Genomic DNA, 16,916 nt, shown 5'->3' with positions numbered 1-16,916 from the left:
TGGGATATCCCACTTCTTACGAATATCTAACTACTATGGATATAGCTCAATATATGTTAATGACCAGTATTTGTTCTGTTACATTTTTTATGAGTAGGAATAGATATGAGAAAAGGAACTGTCCCAAAAGCTCCTTTAAATGACTAAAACCCACGGAGAAAATGTATTTTCTCCGTGGGTTTTGTTATTTTTTCGATTTTCTTTCTCAAACGAGCGGTTTTTTCCACCTGTTTGAGGAAGTTGTGGGCTATGGCAATCAACCCAAACTCAATCGTTACTTTTGCCAATCCTCGTAACGAGAATCGACGGAACGACCGATTGCCCTTGATATGACCGAACGTACTTTCTGCTTCTATCTTTCGCTTGGCGTAGATTTGTGCTCCTTCGTCAGACCAAAGGCTTCGTTTTGCTTTCGCGTTTCATTCTTCATACACTGGGTTGTAGTGTACTTGGCGATTTCCCTTCGCTTTTGTACATTTCTCTTTGAATGCTTCGAACACTCTTCACATTCATATATTTTAAAATCTCTTGTATAACTGTAGGAATCGGTACGTTGTAAATACTGTTTAAACATTACTTTTCGGTTATTTGGACAAATATAATAGTCGTCGTGTTCTTTATATTCCCAGTTACTTGCGTGGCGAATCTCCTTTTTATATGAAGGGGATTCTTCTTTTCTCATCATAGGTGGGGGAATCAATACTTTAAATTCTTGCTCCTCCGCATATACATAATTCGTTTCACTTCCATATCCCGTATCAGCGACGCTCCTTGTCGGGAAAGGCAAATTTGATTGTGCCAATTTCTCCAAATATGGTGCGAAACAACGCGTATCTGTTGGATTTTGATGAAGTGAATATCCGATAATAAACTGATTTTCCGTTCCTACTTGTACATGATATCCTGCTTTCAATTGACCATTGTTCATATGATCTTCTTTCATGCGCATAAACGTGGCATCTGGATTTGTTTTCGAGAAGCTATTGCGCTTACCAAACGTTTCCTAATGAGATTCGTATTTTTGAAGGCGAGGTAAATCGTCTTCTTTCAGTTTTTTATGAATCTTTCGTTTTGAACTGTACCCCGAATCGTGAACACTTAAAAAAATGGCTCCGGTACAATACCAGAACCATCTTTTAAGTGCTTGATTTTTAAAGGTCTTTTTATGAAACTGTCCATTTTATAGGGTACAGTTCAAGTTCCCCTGGAAAAAAAGAGGATAGCCCCTATATATTTTCTGCCATTTCTTCTTTAAATCCGAAGAAATACGTAAAAATAAAGCCGAAAATATAAGCGATTACTAAGCCAAGGAAATAGAGTAAATATTTATTATCGGCAATGAGCGGAATTAACGATATCCCTGATACGCCGATTCCAAGTGAAGCCGTTTTCATAACTGCTTGAAAAGCACCGCCAACAGCCGCACCTAAACAAGCTGTAATAAATGGTTTCCCAAGCGGTAATGTCACCCCGTATAATAACGGTTCGCCAATTCCTAAAAATCCAACTGGCAGTCCCCCTTTAATGACATTACGAAGGCGTTTATTTTTTGTTTTCACGAAAATCGCAATCGCTGCCCCTACTTGCCCAGCTCCTGCCATTGCCAAAACTGGTAGCAGTGGCGTTACATGTGTTTGGTTAATAAATTCCATGTGAATCGGTGTAAGTCCGTGATGTAGTCCAACCATAACGAGGGGCAAGAATGTTCCTGCAAGCACCGCACCTGCAATAACTCCTCCAATATTTAAAATTGCATTTATTCCACTTGTAATTCCATCGGATAATAATCCCGCAACTGGCTGAATAGCTAGCATCGTTACTAAACTGACAACTAATACTGTAATAAGCGGCGTCACTATAATATCAACAGCATTTGGAACCGCTTTTCGAACTTGTCTTTCCACAATAACCATGAGCCATGCTGCAAAGATTACTGCAAATAAACCACCGCGCCCCGGTACTAACGCTTCACCAAATACTTTCACATCCGCCATAGCCGGGTTGAAAATTAAAATACCCGCGATTGCGCCGAGAACTGGTGTACCACCAAATTCTTTCGCTGTATTCCACCCCACTAAAATCCCTAAAAATGTAAAAATACCGCCACCCATTAAAAGCAAGATTTGCAGCCACGTCGCATTCGGATCTGCCCCTGCATTTTTAGCAAAATTCGCAACCCCATTTATAATTCCTGAAGCAACAAGACCAGGAATTAACGGAATAAAGATACTTCCTACTTTTCGCAAAAAGTTTTTCACTGGTGTATTATTTTTCTTCTTAATGGCGGATTTCATTTCTTGTCCAATGTCTTCTAGATGGTTATCATGAGCCACTTCCCCCATTCGCAGCCCTGTCAACGCTTCCATTTCAGCCGCTACTTTATTGACAGTTCCCGGTCCAACTACAACTTGTAATGTTTCATCTTCAATAACGCCCATTACACCGTCAACTTTTTTCAATTGATCCATATTCACTTTACTTTCGTCATGAAGTGTAAGACGTAATCTCGTCATACAATGTGCAATGCTGCGTACATTTTGTATTCCCCCAAGTTGCTCTGTAATGTCATTTGCCATCCGCTGTTCTTTCTTCATGGTAGAATCTCTCCTCTCCATTTCTATAGCGCCTTCTTCACAAATCCTTTTGCATCTTTTAATTTTTCAAGTGCTTCCCCATATTCACACTGTAGTAATATCATAACGATTGCTGCTTTCACATTCCGATTTGCCTTTTCGTAATACGCCTCTGCCTCCTTGTAATCTACCTCTGTTGCTTCCATAATAATTCGTTTAGAACGTTCTACTAATTTTTGATTGGTTGATTGAACATCGACCATTAAGTTTTTATATACCTTTCCTATACCAATCATCGAAGCCGTTGAAATCATATTGAGTACTAACTTTTGAGCCGTGCCCGCTTTTAATCGTGTCGATCCAGTTAGCACTTCAGCACCCGTTTCTACTTCTACACTCACTTGTGCTAACTGACTCATTTCAGCCCCTTTATTACAAGAAATACTCGCTGTCTTTGCCCCAACATAATTTGCATATTTTAATCCACCAATGACATATGGTGTGCGACCACTCGCCGCAATTCCGATCACTGTATCTTTATCATTTAGCTGAATCCCTTTTAAATCTTCTATCGCCAATTCCTCGCAATCCTCTGCACCTTCCACCGCCTTAGTAAACGCTTTCATTCCTCCGGCTATAAATCCTTGTACTTGTCTCTCATCTGTACCAAATGTAGGAGGACATTCAACAGCATCTAAAATACCTAATCTGCCACTTGTCCCAGCACCGATATAAATTAAGCGTCCACCATTTTGAAAAGATGAAATTACATTTCGAACGATTTTTTCAATTTGTTCCATCTCCTTGTGTACTGCTATCGCGACTTTACGATCTTCTTGATTCATCGCCTCTAAAACCTCTTTTATACTCATTTCATCTAAATTCATCGTGTTTTTATTCCGATATTCTGTCGATAAACGCTCTAACATTCTTTCGCCCTCCTTGAAATTTTATTTCACACTTTTATTATATAACTAAGAAATTTAAAATCAATATTCACCATTCATTTTATGAAATTTCATTTTCATTCATGACGAAATTGTGTCTTTCTAATATAAAAAAGAGCCCGTTCAAAAGAACAGGCTCTTCATTCATTTAAATTGATTTCAACACTTGAATCCCTTTTACAATATTCCAAATGAAATAGTAAATACTTACGATACCCGCAATTACAAATGTAGCGATAACAGCAATACCAACTGCACCATTATTCGCTGAACTTAGTCCAAATACACTAGACATTACAAAACCTATGAATACAACTACATACGGAATGAAATGTGTCCATAAAGCTTTCTTTGCATGATATTTCACTTCTTCTTCTGCAACAAAATAAATAATGATTGGAAGAAGAAATGGTGCAAAAAAGATACTAAAGTAACTTAAAGAAGCTAATATATGATTTCCGTTCATTTCTTTCACCTCAAAAAATAGAATGATTTCTTATGTCTTTATTATTTCATAAGAATAATCATGAAACCATTTAAAAACCTTACGTAAAGATGACAATTATGTAAGATTTCGCGAGGAGAATTTTGCTGCTCGTAAAGAAATCCAGCAAGCACTATATGTACAGTTTCACTTTAACTTTCTTAACCGATCTGCTTCCGCTCTTGTTTCCATAAAGCGATCCAACACTTGGTCGCCCATCCGATTAAATGTAATGACATATAATGCATCAATGATATTTAATTGTGTCATTCGCGATGCAATACTTGCAATGCGGTAATCTTGCTCTACATCTGGGATGCAAAGATGAATATCAGCTTCTTTATATAATGGCGATAATTGGTCAAGTTTCGTAATGGCAATAACAGTTACCCCTTGCTTCTTCGCATACTGCACCACCTCTAATACATCCTTTGTACGCCCCGATGTTGAAATAGCAACAAAGACATCGCCTGTCTTTAAATTCGTAATAAGCGGAAGCATCATGTGGAAATCAGAAAGCATCATTGCTGTAAACCCAAGTCTTGTAAATTTATATGCTCCATCCATTGCTGGTGCAGCAGATCCGCCAACTCCGTAAAATAATATCGTTCTCGCCTTTAAAATAGCATCTGCTGCTTTTTCTAACTCTCTTTTATCAATTGCTGTCACACTTGCCTCAATGGCAGCCTTATTCACATATGTCACTTTATTAAACAAATCAAACGGACCATCTTCTGTATTTAGCACGGAAAAATCATTAATATTATAATCGGCAATTGTTAATTCACGAACAAGCGCTAGTTTAAATGCTTTAAAGCTGCCAATACCAATCGTTTTACAAAAGCGCACGACACTTGCTTCACTAGCTCCCGCATTATGAGACACTTCTTTCGTCGTTAAATTTGGAACAATCTCAGCATGTTCCATAATATACTGCGCGACCTTTTTTTCAGCGGGTGAGAATTGATCCATATCATTTTTAATTTTAAATAATAGTGTTGACGCCTTCACCAAATATCCTCCATTCCTTACTCTTATTTTTATTGTAGCTTAATCACCCCCTTTCGTTCCATCCTACTCATTATATATCAGCGATTTTTCAAATATATCGGCGGTTCGACATGAGATATCGACCAATCGACAAATTTCATCAAATCACTGCTACTAAAAATGTAAAAAGAGCCCGTCCAGTAGTACAGGCCCTTCCTTTTATACAAAATATTTCTTTAACAATGGCGGTGTAATAATCGTCGTTAATATAACAACAATGACGATTGAGGTAAAATTCTCTTTTGCTAATAAATTTGCGGTTAATCCATTTGCCGCGATAATAAGTGCTACTTCTCCGCGTGACACCATACCAGCTCCAATACCAATCGACGATTTCAAATTAAATCCTGTTAATCTTGCTCCTAGTCCTGATCCAACTAATTTTGTCAAGATTGCGATTATCGTCATCAAAACGATAAACCAAATTTGGTTTCCAATCCCTTGAAATGTAATTTCCATTCCGATACTAACAAAAAAGACTGGTACAAAAATAGCATAGGCAATCGGTTCAATTTTATGTTCTACTTCATGCTTATATGTCGTTTGCGATATGGCAATTCCGGCTGCAAAAGCTCCGATAATCCCGGCAACCCCCATTTGTTCACTATAATAAGCAAAGGAAAAACAAATAATAAGTGCTGCACTAATTAATGCTTCTGATACGCGAAGCGGCACTAACATGCGCATAATCCACGGAACGACTTTCCACCCAATTACAACAATACTGCTAAAAAAGATGACTTTTTTAGCAATCATAAGCGTAACATTCACATCCTGTGTCCCTAAAAAACTCATAACAAAAGCTAATAAAATTACAACAATGACATCATCAAAGACGGCAGCTCCGAGAATGGTTGTGCTCTCCCTCGTATTCATTTTCCCTAAATCACGCAATGTTTGAACAGAAATACTGACGGAAGTTGCACAAAGTAATAATCCTAAGAAAATGGCATGTGACTGCATCATCCCAAACGCAATTCCTGCTAAATAACCACCGAGAAAAGGAAGAATAATACCGCCGATTGCAACTGCAAATGATGATTTTAAATTACGATTTAGTTCTTCTAAGTCTGTTTCTAGCCCTGCCATAAACATAAGAAGTAACACACCAATTTCACTTAGCTCATCAATGAGTTCTGAACTATCAATAATCCCTAAAACTGCCGGACCAATAATAATACCAACAATTAATTTTCCTAATACAGATGGCTGACCAAGTCTCACACTAATGTCACCAGCTAGTTTTGTACAAAGTAAAATAACAACTAGTTCAAAGTAAAACAGCATAGCATCTTCTCCTACTTTATAGAATACGTCTATTCCTAACGATAGTCTCTCCTTACTAATGCCATTTTATTTGTTGCATTTTTATTTCATTAAATACTCTGAATTACTACAGAAATGCTATTATTTTAGTCGTTATGTCTGGACAAGTTCGTGTTTCTAATATATTGAGCCGCGTTAATCAAAGAGGAAAGATTCCTTTATTAAAACACATCCAAATTTCAAAAGAAGATTCCGGACTCCTTTTGTCCCAATATTCCCGATCATTGCTATTGCGTATATTGAATGAGTAACCTTCCGCAATAACGTGGATTAGCTTTACCTTCTGGCTTGTTATAGGACTATATCTCCTGACAAACAAAACAAACTTAAACTTTCACTATAAAAAAATCGCTCACTATGCCATAAAGCGAGCGATTTCTCATATCTTTCTATTCGATTATTTTTTGTCTTTCTTCTTTTTCCATACTGCTACACTGTCAAAGAAAAAGTTAATGAATAACGTTCCTAACCCAGCCAATAAAAATGTCATTACAAATAAAATCCATATGCTTTTATCTTTCAAAAAATAATATCCAACAAGGAGCACAACAGCGATCCATACATATTCAAGAATTTTTTTTAGTTTTTTCTCTTCCAAAGTCATTCGCTCCCTTATTCAAGCTTCTTCTACTTTTAGTATAGCAAAAAAGAAGCCCATCATCTGCATAAAACGATCATATTACCCTCCTGAACCTGTATCTGTACAGTCTCCCACAATAACAAATATATCTTGCTTCAGCACAAGCATATTCAACTGCTCAATCGCTCGCTTCCAGCGAAATATATCATCTGCACCACTATTTTTGATATGCACATCACTTACAACTGGAAATATAAGCTTTGTCTCCTCTGCTTGAATCGAAGGATTCTATGGAAATGATATAAGTGCGAATACGCTGATTAAATTTCTTAGCTTTCATGCAATTTTCTACCCTACCTAACTCCTCCTCGTTTGGTTTATCCAATACAAGGATTATTGTAACGAAAGCATATTAATCTAAATCGAACTGTTTATGAAGGCTATTACAATACTGTAAATAGAGTGTCATTTCTATATGAAGTTACACATCACTGTCTTCTTTTCAAAAAGACGACGGATTTATGAATCTTTATTAATAAGACAAGTATAGTCCAACATTTAATAATAGTAAGAACGAATCATATAAGGAGGGAATGTCGATGCAAAAGCATAAAAAAATAGGCTGTTTTGCTCCTTTATCTATTATATGTGAAGTCCCATGTCCTCCCCCCCCTCCTATATCAAACGCTGAATTCGTTACAAATGAATTTGTAGGGAATTTCCTAATTACAAATGACACGTTTCTTCCTGAAACAAATCAATTAAAACAATCAGACTCCACTTTCGAACTTTGGAAAGGAGATGGACTGTCGTCATTATCAGGTAGTATTTCTGTATACAATAATCGAAACAGTACAACCGCGATTACTGTACAAATTGTAGGTGAAACGACAAATACGTTAACCGCCTTGCCAGGCAATACTGTTTCATATACCGGTTCAGGATTACAGTCTGTTTCTCTTATCAATATACCAAGTGATCCTTCTGTCTATATAGAAGGCCGCTATTGTTGTCAAATTACATACTGTAAATTCAAAAGTGATTGTATGTAAGTGCGTCCCACATTTTATAAAAAAATCGTGTGAACAGCTTCTTTGTTCACACGATTTTTTTATATTTCGCTAAATTAAAGTATATCGGATTGTCATACAAAACTCGCCAGTTTCCGCGGATGCTGTTCCCAAAATTGTCACAGTATCAAAACGTCTAACTGTAAAGGATGCACCGCTTCCAGTAGCCACCGTAATCGTTTCTACAGCCGTTCCGCCTATACCACCACTATAGAAAACGAGCGTAACAGGACCTGTTCCGGTATCTACTTTCAAATACCCTGATGCATAAATATCTTGTGCAATATTATCGGCATAAATAATTGCAGGTGCCGCGGATGCAGTCCAATTTATACACACTTTATCTTGTACAATATTTTTTTGCGAATTTGCACAACACGAAAGGTTCGCACTATAATTTTCCATTTCAAATCCCCCTTTATGACATGACATAGCGCGTTGTAATACAGAACTCTCCTTGATACGTGCCTACTGGCGTAGCCGGCGTTACAATTTGAATCACATCAAAGCGACGGAACGTAAAAGCAACGCTCATTCCTTCTGTCACTGTAAACGTTTGAATAATTCCTCCACCCGAATCCAATACATTCACCGTAATCGCATTTGCAGGACTCACTCCAGGCCCAACGTCATATGTTAGATAACCAGTCCCTACGATATTTTGGTTAATATTATTTCCATAGACCGTAAACGTACTAGCTTCCGAACTAGACCAAGGATTACAGACTTTATCTTGTACAAAATTGTTGCTTTCATCTGGACAACAAGTTAAAGCGGTTACAGAACAATTACAAGCCATAGTTTCTCTATCTCCTCTCTCTTACCACATTCCCTATATATGTATGCCCTCTTCATCCATTTGCTTGTATCATTCATCTATTTTCCAAACGAATCTTCCATAGGAAACTGTCCATGCATCCCCCTCTACTCTTTCTTAATATTGTATTTCTCTTGTAAATGTGGCGGTGCCATTTTTACAATAAACTGTAAAATAAAAGCCACAACAGCAATGTCATCTAATATACCAAATCCAAGTAGAAAATCCGGGATGATATCAAACGGAAAGGCTGCATATCCAATTAGAAGAGCGACGGTTAATACTTTCTTGGAAAGAGCAACGTCTTTTGAAGTGAAAAATTCATATAGAAATGGACCAAAACGGCGAAAATGAAAGATAAATCGGAATCTGTTCATCATTTTTTTCATCGATACGACCTCCTTTTTTGTATAAAAAAACCTTTATCAAATACGACAAAGGTCTAAAGAATAATAAGACGAGAGTTCCTCCCCTTTATATCGAAAATGTTATAAAAATCCCTTCAAATATTTGATACAACCTCTCCTTTTATGCCTGTTTAGCATTCCCTTAAATAATAAAAACATAAATAAAAAGCCACGCGATAAAGTGGCTTTTCTAGGCATCCTTAAAGCGGATTACATTTTGGCATCTCTAAACCAGATGATTGGGCTAATTTCAATAAATAATAACATTCTTCTCTTGCCATATGATCTGCCATTCTTGCGGATAGCGAGCTGAGTATTTGCTCGGATAACTCTAATTCTTCTAGCTCATGAAGAAAATGCGAGAAAAGATTGAGCTCTAACGAGACATCTTTCGTGAATTTTTTCAAGGCTGGAAAATGATGAAGTTCTGTACGTAAATACCCTGTCATTTCAACAGCTTTTAAATAAAATTGTTCAAAATGCTTCGCATATTCCTCGCTTTTTTCCTTCAAACGTTTCTCCACCAAATCAAGTTCCCCGGCAATCGATCCCGCATGGCCAGCCGCATCTGTTAACCAAACAAGGTGATAATGTAATTCGTGAAAAATAGGTGGTACCTCACCTTTTATTAAATATTCTAATACCGTTATATACTCTTCGACTTCATTTACCATATGATTAATAAAAGTAGGAGTAAAATGAATTGTGACTTTTCCTTCCAACTGCTTCTGCACAATACTTAACTTAAATGTTCTCATTTCCTCAGCTGCTTGTTTCGCCTCTTTGGCAAATGCAACTAAGTTTACAGTATGAATTCGACTTAAATACTTTTCAAACTTCGAAACAAAATGCCTCGCCTTATCAATGTCTCCCTTTTCTTTTGGAGCTAACGCATCTAAAAGAAATTGAGCATGATCTCCAAGCACCCTTAACCAAAATTTATGTTCAAATAATGCGCTTTCTTCATAAGTTCGATCCATATTTCCTTCCCCTCCCACACTATATTTCACACACTCTTAGCGAAAAAATGTTCACATGAAAACTAACTTATTTTTGATTCAATGTATAGTTCATGTTGATCAGGATCATAAACGATAATGCCCGTTCCATTCGGATTATGTTTTTCAGAAAACGATATTTGATAAAAAGCTAGCTTTTTCTTCACCTTTTCTATATCAGAAATAACAATCCGTATCTCTTTAGACGTAATCCGCTCTGCATTTATCCCATGCGTTCGGTTTTGGTTCATCATAATACAAATTCTCGTCGAACCAACATCATACCATACACCCGTAACATCTAATTGTGGTCTTTCTGAACTAGGCTTTAGACCTAAAATTCCTTCATAAAAATATAATGTATCTTTTAAATTTCTTACTTCTAATAAAACAGCATTCATAATTTCCTCCACCGCTCTCTCCCTCCTGTACGCTTTCCTTTTTTCTATATGTGTCATAAAAGGGGATTATGTCTGAATACATTATGTAATGATGAGTTTTTTAGTTTTATAGAAGGAGGTTCTATCATGAACAAATATATGAAATCTTATGTTCCCTATCATAGCCCTCAAGACCCTTGTCCTCCTATTGGAAAGAAATATTACTCTACTCCTCCTAATCTATATTTGGGATTTCAGCCACCCAATTTACCACAGTTTTCCCCACAAGAAGCTTTAAAAAAAGGAACTTTATGGCCTGTTTTTTATGATTATTACGAAAATCCATATGGAAAAGGGCGGTGAGCATAATCGTGGCTGAATCATTACCAAAAGAATATTATGAGTGGCTTGAAGAACTACAAGCACTGGATTTTGCTCTCGTTGAACTAACATTGTATTTAGATACACATCCAAATGATGTTGCAGCGATTGAACAATTTAATGATTTGTCTTACCAAAGACGCTTGCAACAACAAAAAATAGAAAAGAAATATGGCCCTCTTCAGCAATTTGGAAATAGTTACTCGAATGCTCCGTGGGAATGGAGCAAAGGTCCTTGGCCATGGCAAATATAAAGGAGAGAGAGTATGTGGATTTATGAGAAAAAATTACAATACCCTGTAAAAGTAAGTACTTGTAATCCTGCACTTGCCAAATTATTAATTGAGCAATATGGTGGTGCTGATGGCGAATTAGCTGCTGCGCTTCGCTATTTGAATCAGCGCTATACAATTCCCGATAAAGTAATTGGATTACTGACAGATATCGGTACAGAAGAATTTGCTCACCTTGAAATGATTGCTACAATGGTTTATAAACTAACAAAAGACGCATCGCCTGAGCAAATGAAAGCTGCTGGCCTTGATCCACATTACGCAGATCATGATAGCGCTTTACATTATCATAATGCAGCTGGTGTGCCTTTTACCGCAACTTATATTCAGGCTAAAGGGGATCCAATCGCAGATTTATATGAAGACATTGCAGCTGAAGAAAAAGCAAGAGCAACATATCAATGGCTCATTAACTTATCAGATGACCCGGATATAAATGATAGCTTACGCTTTTTACGAGAACGTGAAATCGTCCATTCACAACGCTTCCGTGAAGCTGTAGAAATTCTAAAAGAAGAACGTGATCGAAAGATTTATTTTTAACTGATTTCAACACATACCCTACTGGTATGTGTATTTTTTATTTACTGAAAAAACAACCTCCTCAGAAACAGTATAATTATTCAGTTTAACGTATTAATTTTTATTTTTTTAAAAATTTCCTATTGCTTTCTAGTCATCAGACCTTTAAAATAATAACAGTTGCTCGACAAATTATTTGAATTTTCGACAAAAATCTTAGGAGGATTTTCTATATATGCGTAATACGTTAAAGCCATCGCAAATTTTCTCCATTAGCTTATTGCTATTTGCAGTTTTCTTTGGCGCTGGCAATATGATTTTCCCACCTCTGCTCGGACTTTCTTCTGGACAGAATATGTGGGTGTCTATTTCAGGATTTATTATTACAGATGTAGGGTTATCATTATTGGCAATTGTTGCTGTTGCTCTTGCAGGCGGCAGTTTTAAAAATTTAGCGAGCCGTGTTCATCCAAAATTCGCAGCAATATTAGCTATTATTATTTATCTTTCAATCGGCCCGCTATTTGTAATTCCAAGAACAAGTTCTGTTTCTTATGAAATTGGGATTGCACCCATTTTTCAATCTCAATGGTATTCTATGCTTGTTTTTAGTTTTATTTTCTTTACGATCGTCTACTTTTTATCATTAAATCCATCTAAGCTAGTTGATCATATTGGAAAAATATTAACGCCTGTTTTACTTGGAATCATTGCAATTATGGCAATAAAAGCCATTCTTACACCCGGCTCTTTTGTAGCACCTATCGGCGACTATAAGGAAATGCCATTTTTCAAAGGATTTCTTGAAGGATTTTTAACACTCGATGCAATCGGAGCTCTTGTGTTATCAACAATTGTTGTAAATGCCATTCGCCAAAATGGCGTTAACGAAAAAACATCGATTGCGAAGTACACCATTATTTGCGGAAGCATTGCAGCATTCTTTTTAACTATTGTTTATTTCTTACTTGGCTATATTGGGGCATCACACGGAAATCTTGGCCAGTTTGAAAATGGTGGTCAATTGTTAGCTACTGTTATGTATCACTTATTTGGGACAAGCGGGAATATTTTACTAAGCATCGCTATTATATTCGCTTGTTTAACAACAGCAATCGGTGTCGTAAGTGCATTTGCTAACTATTTTACAAACGTATTAACAAACGTTTCTTACAAACAACTTGTTCTATCTGTTTGCATCTTTAGCTTTGTTGTTTCAAATTTAGGCCTAAGTTTGCTTATTAAAATTACATTACCTGTATTAATTATTTTATATCCAATTACAATTATTTTGATTTTCGTATCATTTATTGATAAATATACAAAACGAAAACCATCTGTTTATATCGGAGCAATGACGGCAGCGTTTTTCATTAGCTGTATTAACGCTCTTGATAATATCGGAATGGTTCCAGCGGCTATTACGTCAATTGTCAGTACAATTCCTTTTTATAAATTAGGAGTCGGTTGGCTCATCCCAGCAATCCTTGGTGGAATTGTTGGTTATTTCATTCCGCAAACACAAATGGAAAGTGAACTTTCTACGAAATAAAGTGAAACTTTAATTAGTGGGGGTTTTCTTCATCCCCCACTAATTATGAACTCTCACCAATCGGGCTACTCCCACCTATCTTCCTTGCTTCTTTCTGAATCTTGAGGCGGGAGTCTTACTGCCCTAAAATAGCAGGATTAAAAAGCAATCGTATATCGAACAATCACATGTTGTGTTGAATATGGAGCCCATAGAGTTCGTGGCGCTCCTCGAAAATATGTTTCCATCCCCCTCTCCTTCCTTTTATCTCTATATACAGATTATTCCTCAAACATATAAACTCTATTTTATGAAAGCTAAAAAGACGCCGATTGCTACTTATGATATTCTCTTCCACCTAATATTATTGTAAGAAAGAAAAAGTCCGTCAATCAATTTATCTTCTTCCCTTCTTTAGTCGCATTTCTCAGACTCATTCGTAGCCATACAATAACCTTACAAAATTGTAATGTTATTGTAAGCTAAAACGATTTGTCATTTTTTCCCTCTCTTCTATACTGAAAATAGATATAAAAACGAACAAAAAGGTGATAAATAAATGAAAAAGAAAAATAAGGTATTCATTACGAGTGTAGTAGCAATTGGAATCGCAGCAGGTTCCTATTTTGCTTTTACTGGAGGCTCTTCTGATGTAGCAATCGCCTATAGTGGTTATAAAGTAACCGAAAAGCAAATTGAAAACACACAAAAATTCGGCGGTGAAGTCATTCCAAATGGGATGGAGACAATTGCATTCGATCCATCAAAAGGAACTTATGAACTAGCTGTCCAAAAAGGCGATGAAGTGAAAAAAGGGCAACTTCTTTTCACGTACAATGACCCTACTATGAAATTAAGTGTTACAGAGGCAGAAATGCAAAAGAAATTAGCTGAAAAAGAAGTAACATTATTAAAGAAACAAATTGATACAGCAAAACAAACATTACAAAAAAACAAAAACGCTGGAGCACCTCAAGAAATGCTAAAAGCGGCAGAAACGGAAGTACAACAGCTTGAATCACAACTTGAAATAAAAAAATTTGAAGTCGAAAAAGCGGAACAAATGATAAAAACAAACAAAGAAAAATTAACTACTCTTTCGGTAACAAGCCCTGTAGATGGTTTCATTGATGAGATTACCAAAAATACGGATGAAAAAACAGGTCTAAACGGGATTACAATTCGTCACACTGGTCCATTAAAAGTAAAAGGACAACTGTCAGAGTTCGAATTAGCTCATGTCAAAGTCGGGCAAGAAGTGACCATTACTTCCAAAACAGTACCAGGAAAAAAATGGACTGGAAAAGTAACAGAACTCTCTTCAACACCGATCAAAAGCATGGATGAAAACAAAACCGTTTCTAATTACCAATTTATTGTTACATTAGATAATAGCGAAGACTTGCAAAATGGATTCCATGTATATGTAACAAATACATCCGGTGCAGCAACTGGCACTGTTATCCCCAAAAGTAGCATTGTGAAAAAAGGGGATAAAAACGTTGTCTTTGTTATGAAAGATGGAAAGGTAAAAGAACAACCAATCACTGTTGAATTCGAAACAGATAGCGAAGCAAAAGTTTCCGGTGTAAAAAAAGGAGAACAAATCGTTTCTAAACCTGATAAAGACTTAAAAGATGGCATGGAGGTCAACACCCAATGATTGAATTAAAAGGCATCACGAAATCTTTTCAAAATGGTGCAGAATCCGTTCAAGTTTTGCACGGTATTGATATCACACTGAACCAAGGTGAGTTTACTTCCATTATGGGACCGTCTGGTTCTGGTAAGTCAACGTTAATGAATGTGATTGGCTGCTTAGATAAACCAACAACAGGTACGTATTTATTGGCCGGTCAAAACATCTCAAATATGTCTGAAACAGAGCTTGCTCATGTTCGCAATAAGGAGATTGGATTTGTATTCCAAAACTTCATGTTACTCCCACGTCTCAGTGCTCTACAAAATGTAGAACTCCCGCTCATTTACGCAGGAGTAGACAAAAAAGAACGCCGAGAACGCGCATTGGTAGCTCTCACAAAAGTTGGGTTAGCAGAACGTGCCACACATTTACCAAATGAATTATCTGGTGGGCAAAAACAACGTGTAGCCGTTGCCCGTGCCATTGTAAATAATCCGAAGTTCATCCTCGCTGATGAACCGACCGGTGCGCTTGATACAAAAACGAGCAAACAAATTATGGATCTCTTTTACGAATTAAACAAACAAGGTTCAACCATTATTATGATTACTCATGATAGAGAGATTGGAGAGGCAGCTGCGCGCCAAATTGTAATTCGTGACGGAAATATCGTTCAAGATTGGAGAGGTTAACATTGAACACAAATGAAAATATACGTATGGCCCTTTCCTCTATCTTCGCTCATAAAATGCGCTCCGTTTTAACAATGCTTGGGATTATCATTGGGGTTAGTGCCATCATTACAATCATCTCAATCGGGGACGGAACAAATGAAAAGTTCCGCGAGCAAATTGGAAAAGAAAAGAAAGACCAATTCTCCGTAAACTATATGACTGAAGATTACTCAGATATGGATGGAAAAGTATCAGCAAGCATGTATGACAATGTATTAAAAATCAGTGGAGTTCAAGATGTATACCCGGATGTAAGTGGAAAAGAAAAAGTATATGCAGGAAAAGAAGAATTAAATCTTGATATCATCGGGGCAAAAGGTGACTATTTTGAAGATTCCTCTAAATTCCATCTCGAACATGGAAGGTTTTTAACCGCTTCTGATTTAGATCGACCAGAACATTCCATTATGTTAAATAAAGAAGCATTTCATAAATTATTTTCTTCATGGAAACCAAACTTATATATAGACATAAAAGGTACACCTTATAAAGTAGTTGGTGTATACTCTAAAGAATCTATGATGGGCGGCATGAAATTCAAAGAAGGTATCATTTCTGTTGAAAATTGGCCTATCCTATTTGGAAAAAATAATTATGATGGCATTACAGTAAAAATAGATCCAGCTCAAGATAAACAAACTGTGCAAGATGCGGTTATAAAATCATTAAATGATGCAAAAAAGCCTGAGTATACAGGAGAATTTAAAATACAAGATCCGCAAGAAGCTTTAAAAGAAATTGATAACTTTACAGGTATATTAAAAAGTGTATTCGGTGGTATTGCAGCCATTTCATTACTTGTTGGCGGCATTGGTGTTATGAATATTATGCTCGTATCTGTAACAGAGCGAACGCGTGAAATTGGAATCCGAAAAGCAATTGGGGCAACGCGTGGAAAAATATTGCTGCAATTCCTTATTGAATCTTGCATTCTAACAGCATTAGGCGGATTCATTGGATTCCTACTCGGTATTTTCTTCGCTTGGATCGTTGCTATGTTTGCTGGATGGCCACTTGTCGTTTCCGTAAAATTAGGAATTATTTCTGTCGCACTTTCTATGCTCATTGGGATTTTATTTGGTTTACTACCAGCTAATAAAGAGGCAAAGCTTGATCCAATCGAGTGTTTACGTTATGAATAAAAAATGGTAGAGAAGATGCTCTCTACCATTTTTTGTATG

21 protein-coding genes and 2 pseudogenes are annotated in these 16,916 nt (G+C 36.6%); 9 read left to right on the top strand and 14 right to left on the bottom strand.

Features of this window, described 5'->3' with window-relative positions; translation table 11 throughout:
* Nucleotides 1-143: 143 nt before the first annotated feature.
* The 7 genes from MR059_RS15755 to MR059_RS15725 form a co-directional block, all read right to left on the bottom strand.
* A complete protein-coding gene (locus tag MR059_RS15755; protein ID WP_237701329.1) occupies nucleotides 144-356 on the bottom strand; it encodes a transposase in 213 nt (70 codons plus the stop codon).
* A complete protein-coding gene (locus MR059_RS15750) occupies nucleotides 353-949 on the bottom strand; it encodes a transposase (RefSeq protein WP_011983775.1) in 597 nt (198 codons plus the stop codon). Before MR059_RS15750 ends, MR059_RS15755 begins: the two co-directional genes overlap by 4 nt.
* 277 nt (nucleotides 950-1,226) lie before the next feature.
* Nucleotides 1,227-2,594 carry a PTS transporter subunit EIIC gene (locus MR059_RS15745; protein ID WP_011983774.1) on the bottom strand — a complete coding sequence of 456 codons (1,368 nt, stop codon included), beginning with the start codon at nucleotides 2,592-2,594 and terminating at the stop codon, nucleotides 1,227-1,229.
* 23 nt (nucleotides 2,595-2,617) lie between these two features.
* Nucleotides 2,618-3,502 carry an N-acetylmuramic acid 6-phosphate etherase gene (murQ, locus tag MR059_RS15740; RefSeq protein ID WP_011983773.1) on the bottom strand — a complete coding sequence of 295 codons (885 nt, stop codon included), beginning with the start codon at nucleotides 3,500-3,502 and terminating at the stop codon, nucleotides 2,618-2,620.
* Nucleotides 3,503-3,668: 166 nt separating this feature from the next.
* Nucleotides 3,669-3,986: a magnetosome magnetite crystal formation protein family gene (locus MR059_RS15735; RefSeq protein ID WP_011983772.1), complete on the bottom strand. Its 318-nt coding sequence runs from the start codon at nucleotides 3,984-3,986 to the stop codon at nucleotides 3,669-3,671.
* 165 nt (nucleotides 3,987-4,151) lie between these two features.
* Nucleotides 4,152-5,015 carry a MurR/RpiR family transcriptional regulator gene (locus MR059_RS15730; protein ID WP_011983771.1) on the bottom strand — a complete coding sequence of 288 codons (864 nt, stop codon included), beginning with the start codon at nucleotides 5,013-5,015 and terminating at the stop codon, nucleotides 4,152-4,154.
* Between the two features lie 198 nt (nucleotides 5,016-5,213).
* Nucleotides 5,214-6,341, bottom strand: a complete 1,128-nt coding sequence (locus tag MR059_RS15725) for a cation:proton antiporter (RefSeq protein ID WP_011983770.1) — start codon at nucleotides 6,339-6,341, stop codon at nucleotides 5,214-5,216.
* A 202-nt stretch (nucleotides 6,342-6,543) separates the two neighbouring features.
* Between MR059_RS15725 and MR059_RS22325 the strand changes: the two are divergent.
* Nucleotides 6,544-6,706: pseudogene (locus MR059_RS22325) on the top strand (amino acid permease C-terminal domain-containing protein); the annotation flags it as partial.
* 71 nt (nucleotides 6,707-6,777) lie between these two features.
* On the opposite strand, the gene MR059_RS15720 reads toward MR059_RS22325, so the two are convergent.
* Together MR059_RS15720 and MR059_RS15715 are read right to left on the bottom strand one after the other, a co-directional pair.
* The gene (locus MR059_RS15720; RefSeq protein ID WP_041809466.1) at nucleotides 6,778-6,978 is read right to left on the bottom strand and encodes a hypothetical protein; all 201 of its coding nucleotides are present in this window, start codon (nucleotides 6,976-6,978) and stop codon (nucleotides 6,778-6,780) included.
* A gap of 84 nt (nucleotides 6,979-7,062) precedes the next feature.
* Nucleotides 7,063-7,281, bottom strand: a pseudogene (locus MR059_RS15715) (hypothetical protein); the annotation flags it as partial.
* A gap of 278 nt (nucleotides 7,282-7,559) precedes the next feature.
* Between MR059_RS15715 and MR059_RS15710 the strand changes: the two are divergent.
* A complete protein-coding gene (locus MR059_RS15710) occupies nucleotides 7,560-8,012 on the top strand; it encodes an S-Ena type endospore appendage (RefSeq protein WP_011983767.1) in 453 nt (150 codons plus the stop codon).
* A gap of 69 nt (nucleotides 8,013-8,081) precedes the next feature.
* On the opposite strand, the gene MR059_RS15705 is transcribed toward MR059_RS15710, so the two are convergent.
* The 5 genes from MR059_RS15705 to MR059_RS15685 all read right to left on the bottom strand — a co-directional run bounded on the left by MR059_RS15705 (nucleotide 8,082) and on the right by MR059_RS15685 (nucleotide 10,665).
* Nucleotides 8,082-8,435 (bottom strand): DUF3992 domain-containing protein, encoded by a 354-nt coding sequence (locus tag MR059_RS15705; RefSeq protein WP_011983766.1) that lies wholly within the window; start codon nucleotides 8,433-8,435, stop codon nucleotides 8,082-8,084.
* Nucleotides 8,436-8,448: 13 nt separating this feature from the next.
* On the bottom strand, nucleotides 8,449-8,829 hold the full coding sequence (locus MR059_RS15700) for a DUF3992 domain-containing protein (protein ID WP_011983765.1): 381 nt from the start codon (nucleotides 8,827-8,829) through the stop codon (nucleotides 8,449-8,451).
* Between the two features lie 125 nt (nucleotides 8,830-8,954).
* Nucleotides 8,955-9,236: a YkvA family protein gene (locus MR059_RS15695; RefSeq protein WP_011983764.1), complete on the bottom strand. Its 282-nt coding sequence runs from the start codon at nucleotides 9,234-9,236 to the stop codon at nucleotides 8,955-8,957.
* A 218-nt stretch (nucleotides 9,237-9,454) separates the two neighbouring features.
* A complete protein-coding gene (locus MR059_RS15690; RefSeq protein ID WP_011983763.1) occupies nucleotides 9,455-10,234 on the bottom strand; it encodes a DUF2935 domain-containing protein in 780 nt (259 codons plus the stop codon).
* Nucleotides 10,235-10,296: 62 nt separating this feature from the next.
* Nucleotides 10,297-10,665 carry a VOC family protein gene (locus MR059_RS15685; protein ID WP_041809463.1) on the bottom strand — a complete coding sequence of 123 codons (369 nt, stop codon included), beginning with the start codon at nucleotides 10,663-10,665 and terminating at the stop codon, nucleotides 10,297-10,299.
* A 114-nt stretch (nucleotides 10,666-10,779) separates the two neighbouring features.
* Here MR059_RS15685 and MR059_RS15680 point away from each other — a divergent pair, with 114 nt between their 5' ends.
* From MR059_RS15680 to MR059_RS15650, 7 genes are all read left to right on the top strand, one after another.
* Nucleotides 10,780-10,995 carry a spore coat associated protein CotJA gene (locus MR059_RS15680; protein ID WP_011983761.1) on the top strand — a complete coding sequence of 72 codons (216 nt, stop codon included), beginning with the start codon at nucleotides 10,780-10,782 and terminating at the stop codon, nucleotides 10,993-10,995.
* Nucleotides 10,996-11,003: 8 nt separating this feature from the next.
* Nucleotides 11,004-11,267, top strand: coding sequence for a spore coat protein CotJB (locus tag MR059_RS15675; protein ID WP_011983760.1), 264 nt, complete (start codon nucleotides 11,004-11,006; stop codon nucleotides 11,265-11,267).
* A gap of 12 nt (nucleotides 11,268-11,279) precedes the next feature.
* Nucleotides 11,280-11,849, top strand: coding sequence for a spore coat protein CotJC (gene cotJC, locus MR059_RS15670; RefSeq protein WP_011983759.1), 570 nt, complete (start codon nucleotides 11,280-11,282; stop codon nucleotides 11,847-11,849).
* A gap of 214 nt (nucleotides 11,850-12,063) precedes the next feature.
* Nucleotides 12,064-13,380 carry a branched-chain amino acid transport system II carrier protein BrnQ2 gene (gene brnQ2 / locus MR059_RS15665; protein ID WP_011983758.1) on the top strand — a complete coding sequence of 439 codons (1,317 nt, stop codon included), beginning with the start codon at nucleotides 12,064-12,066 and terminating at the stop codon, nucleotides 13,378-13,380.
* 538 nt (nucleotides 13,381-13,918) lie between these two features.
* On the top strand, nucleotides 13,919-15,022 hold the full coding sequence (locus tag MR059_RS15660) for an efflux RND transporter periplasmic adaptor subunit (RefSeq protein ID WP_011983757.1): 1,104 nt from the start codon (nucleotides 13,919-13,921) through the stop codon (nucleotides 15,020-15,022).
* Nucleotides 15,019-15,693, top strand: a complete 675-nt coding sequence (locus MR059_RS15655; protein WP_011983756.1) for an ABC transporter ATP-binding protein — start codon at nucleotides 15,019-15,021, stop codon at nucleotides 15,691-15,693. Before MR059_RS15660 ends, MR059_RS15655 begins: the two co-directional genes overlap by 4 nt.
* Before the next feature lie 26 nt (nucleotides 15,694-15,719).
* Nucleotides 15,720-16,877, top strand: coding sequence for an ABC transporter permease (locus MR059_RS15650; RefSeq protein ID WP_407919000.1), 1,158 nt, complete (start codon nucleotides 15,720-15,722; stop codon nucleotides 16,875-16,877).
* Nucleotides 16,878-16,916: the final 39 nt, after the last annotated feature.

The sequence above is a fragment of the Bacillus cereus group sp. BfR-BA-01522 genome (assembly GCF_022662635.1).
GTDB classification, from domain to species: domain Bacteria; phylum Bacillota; class Bacilli; order Bacillales; family Bacillaceae_G; genus Bacillus_A; species Bacillus_A cytotoxicus.
The sequence above is the reverse complement of the archived record's forward strand: the minus strand, read 5'-3'. Positions and strand labels throughout refer to the sequence as shown.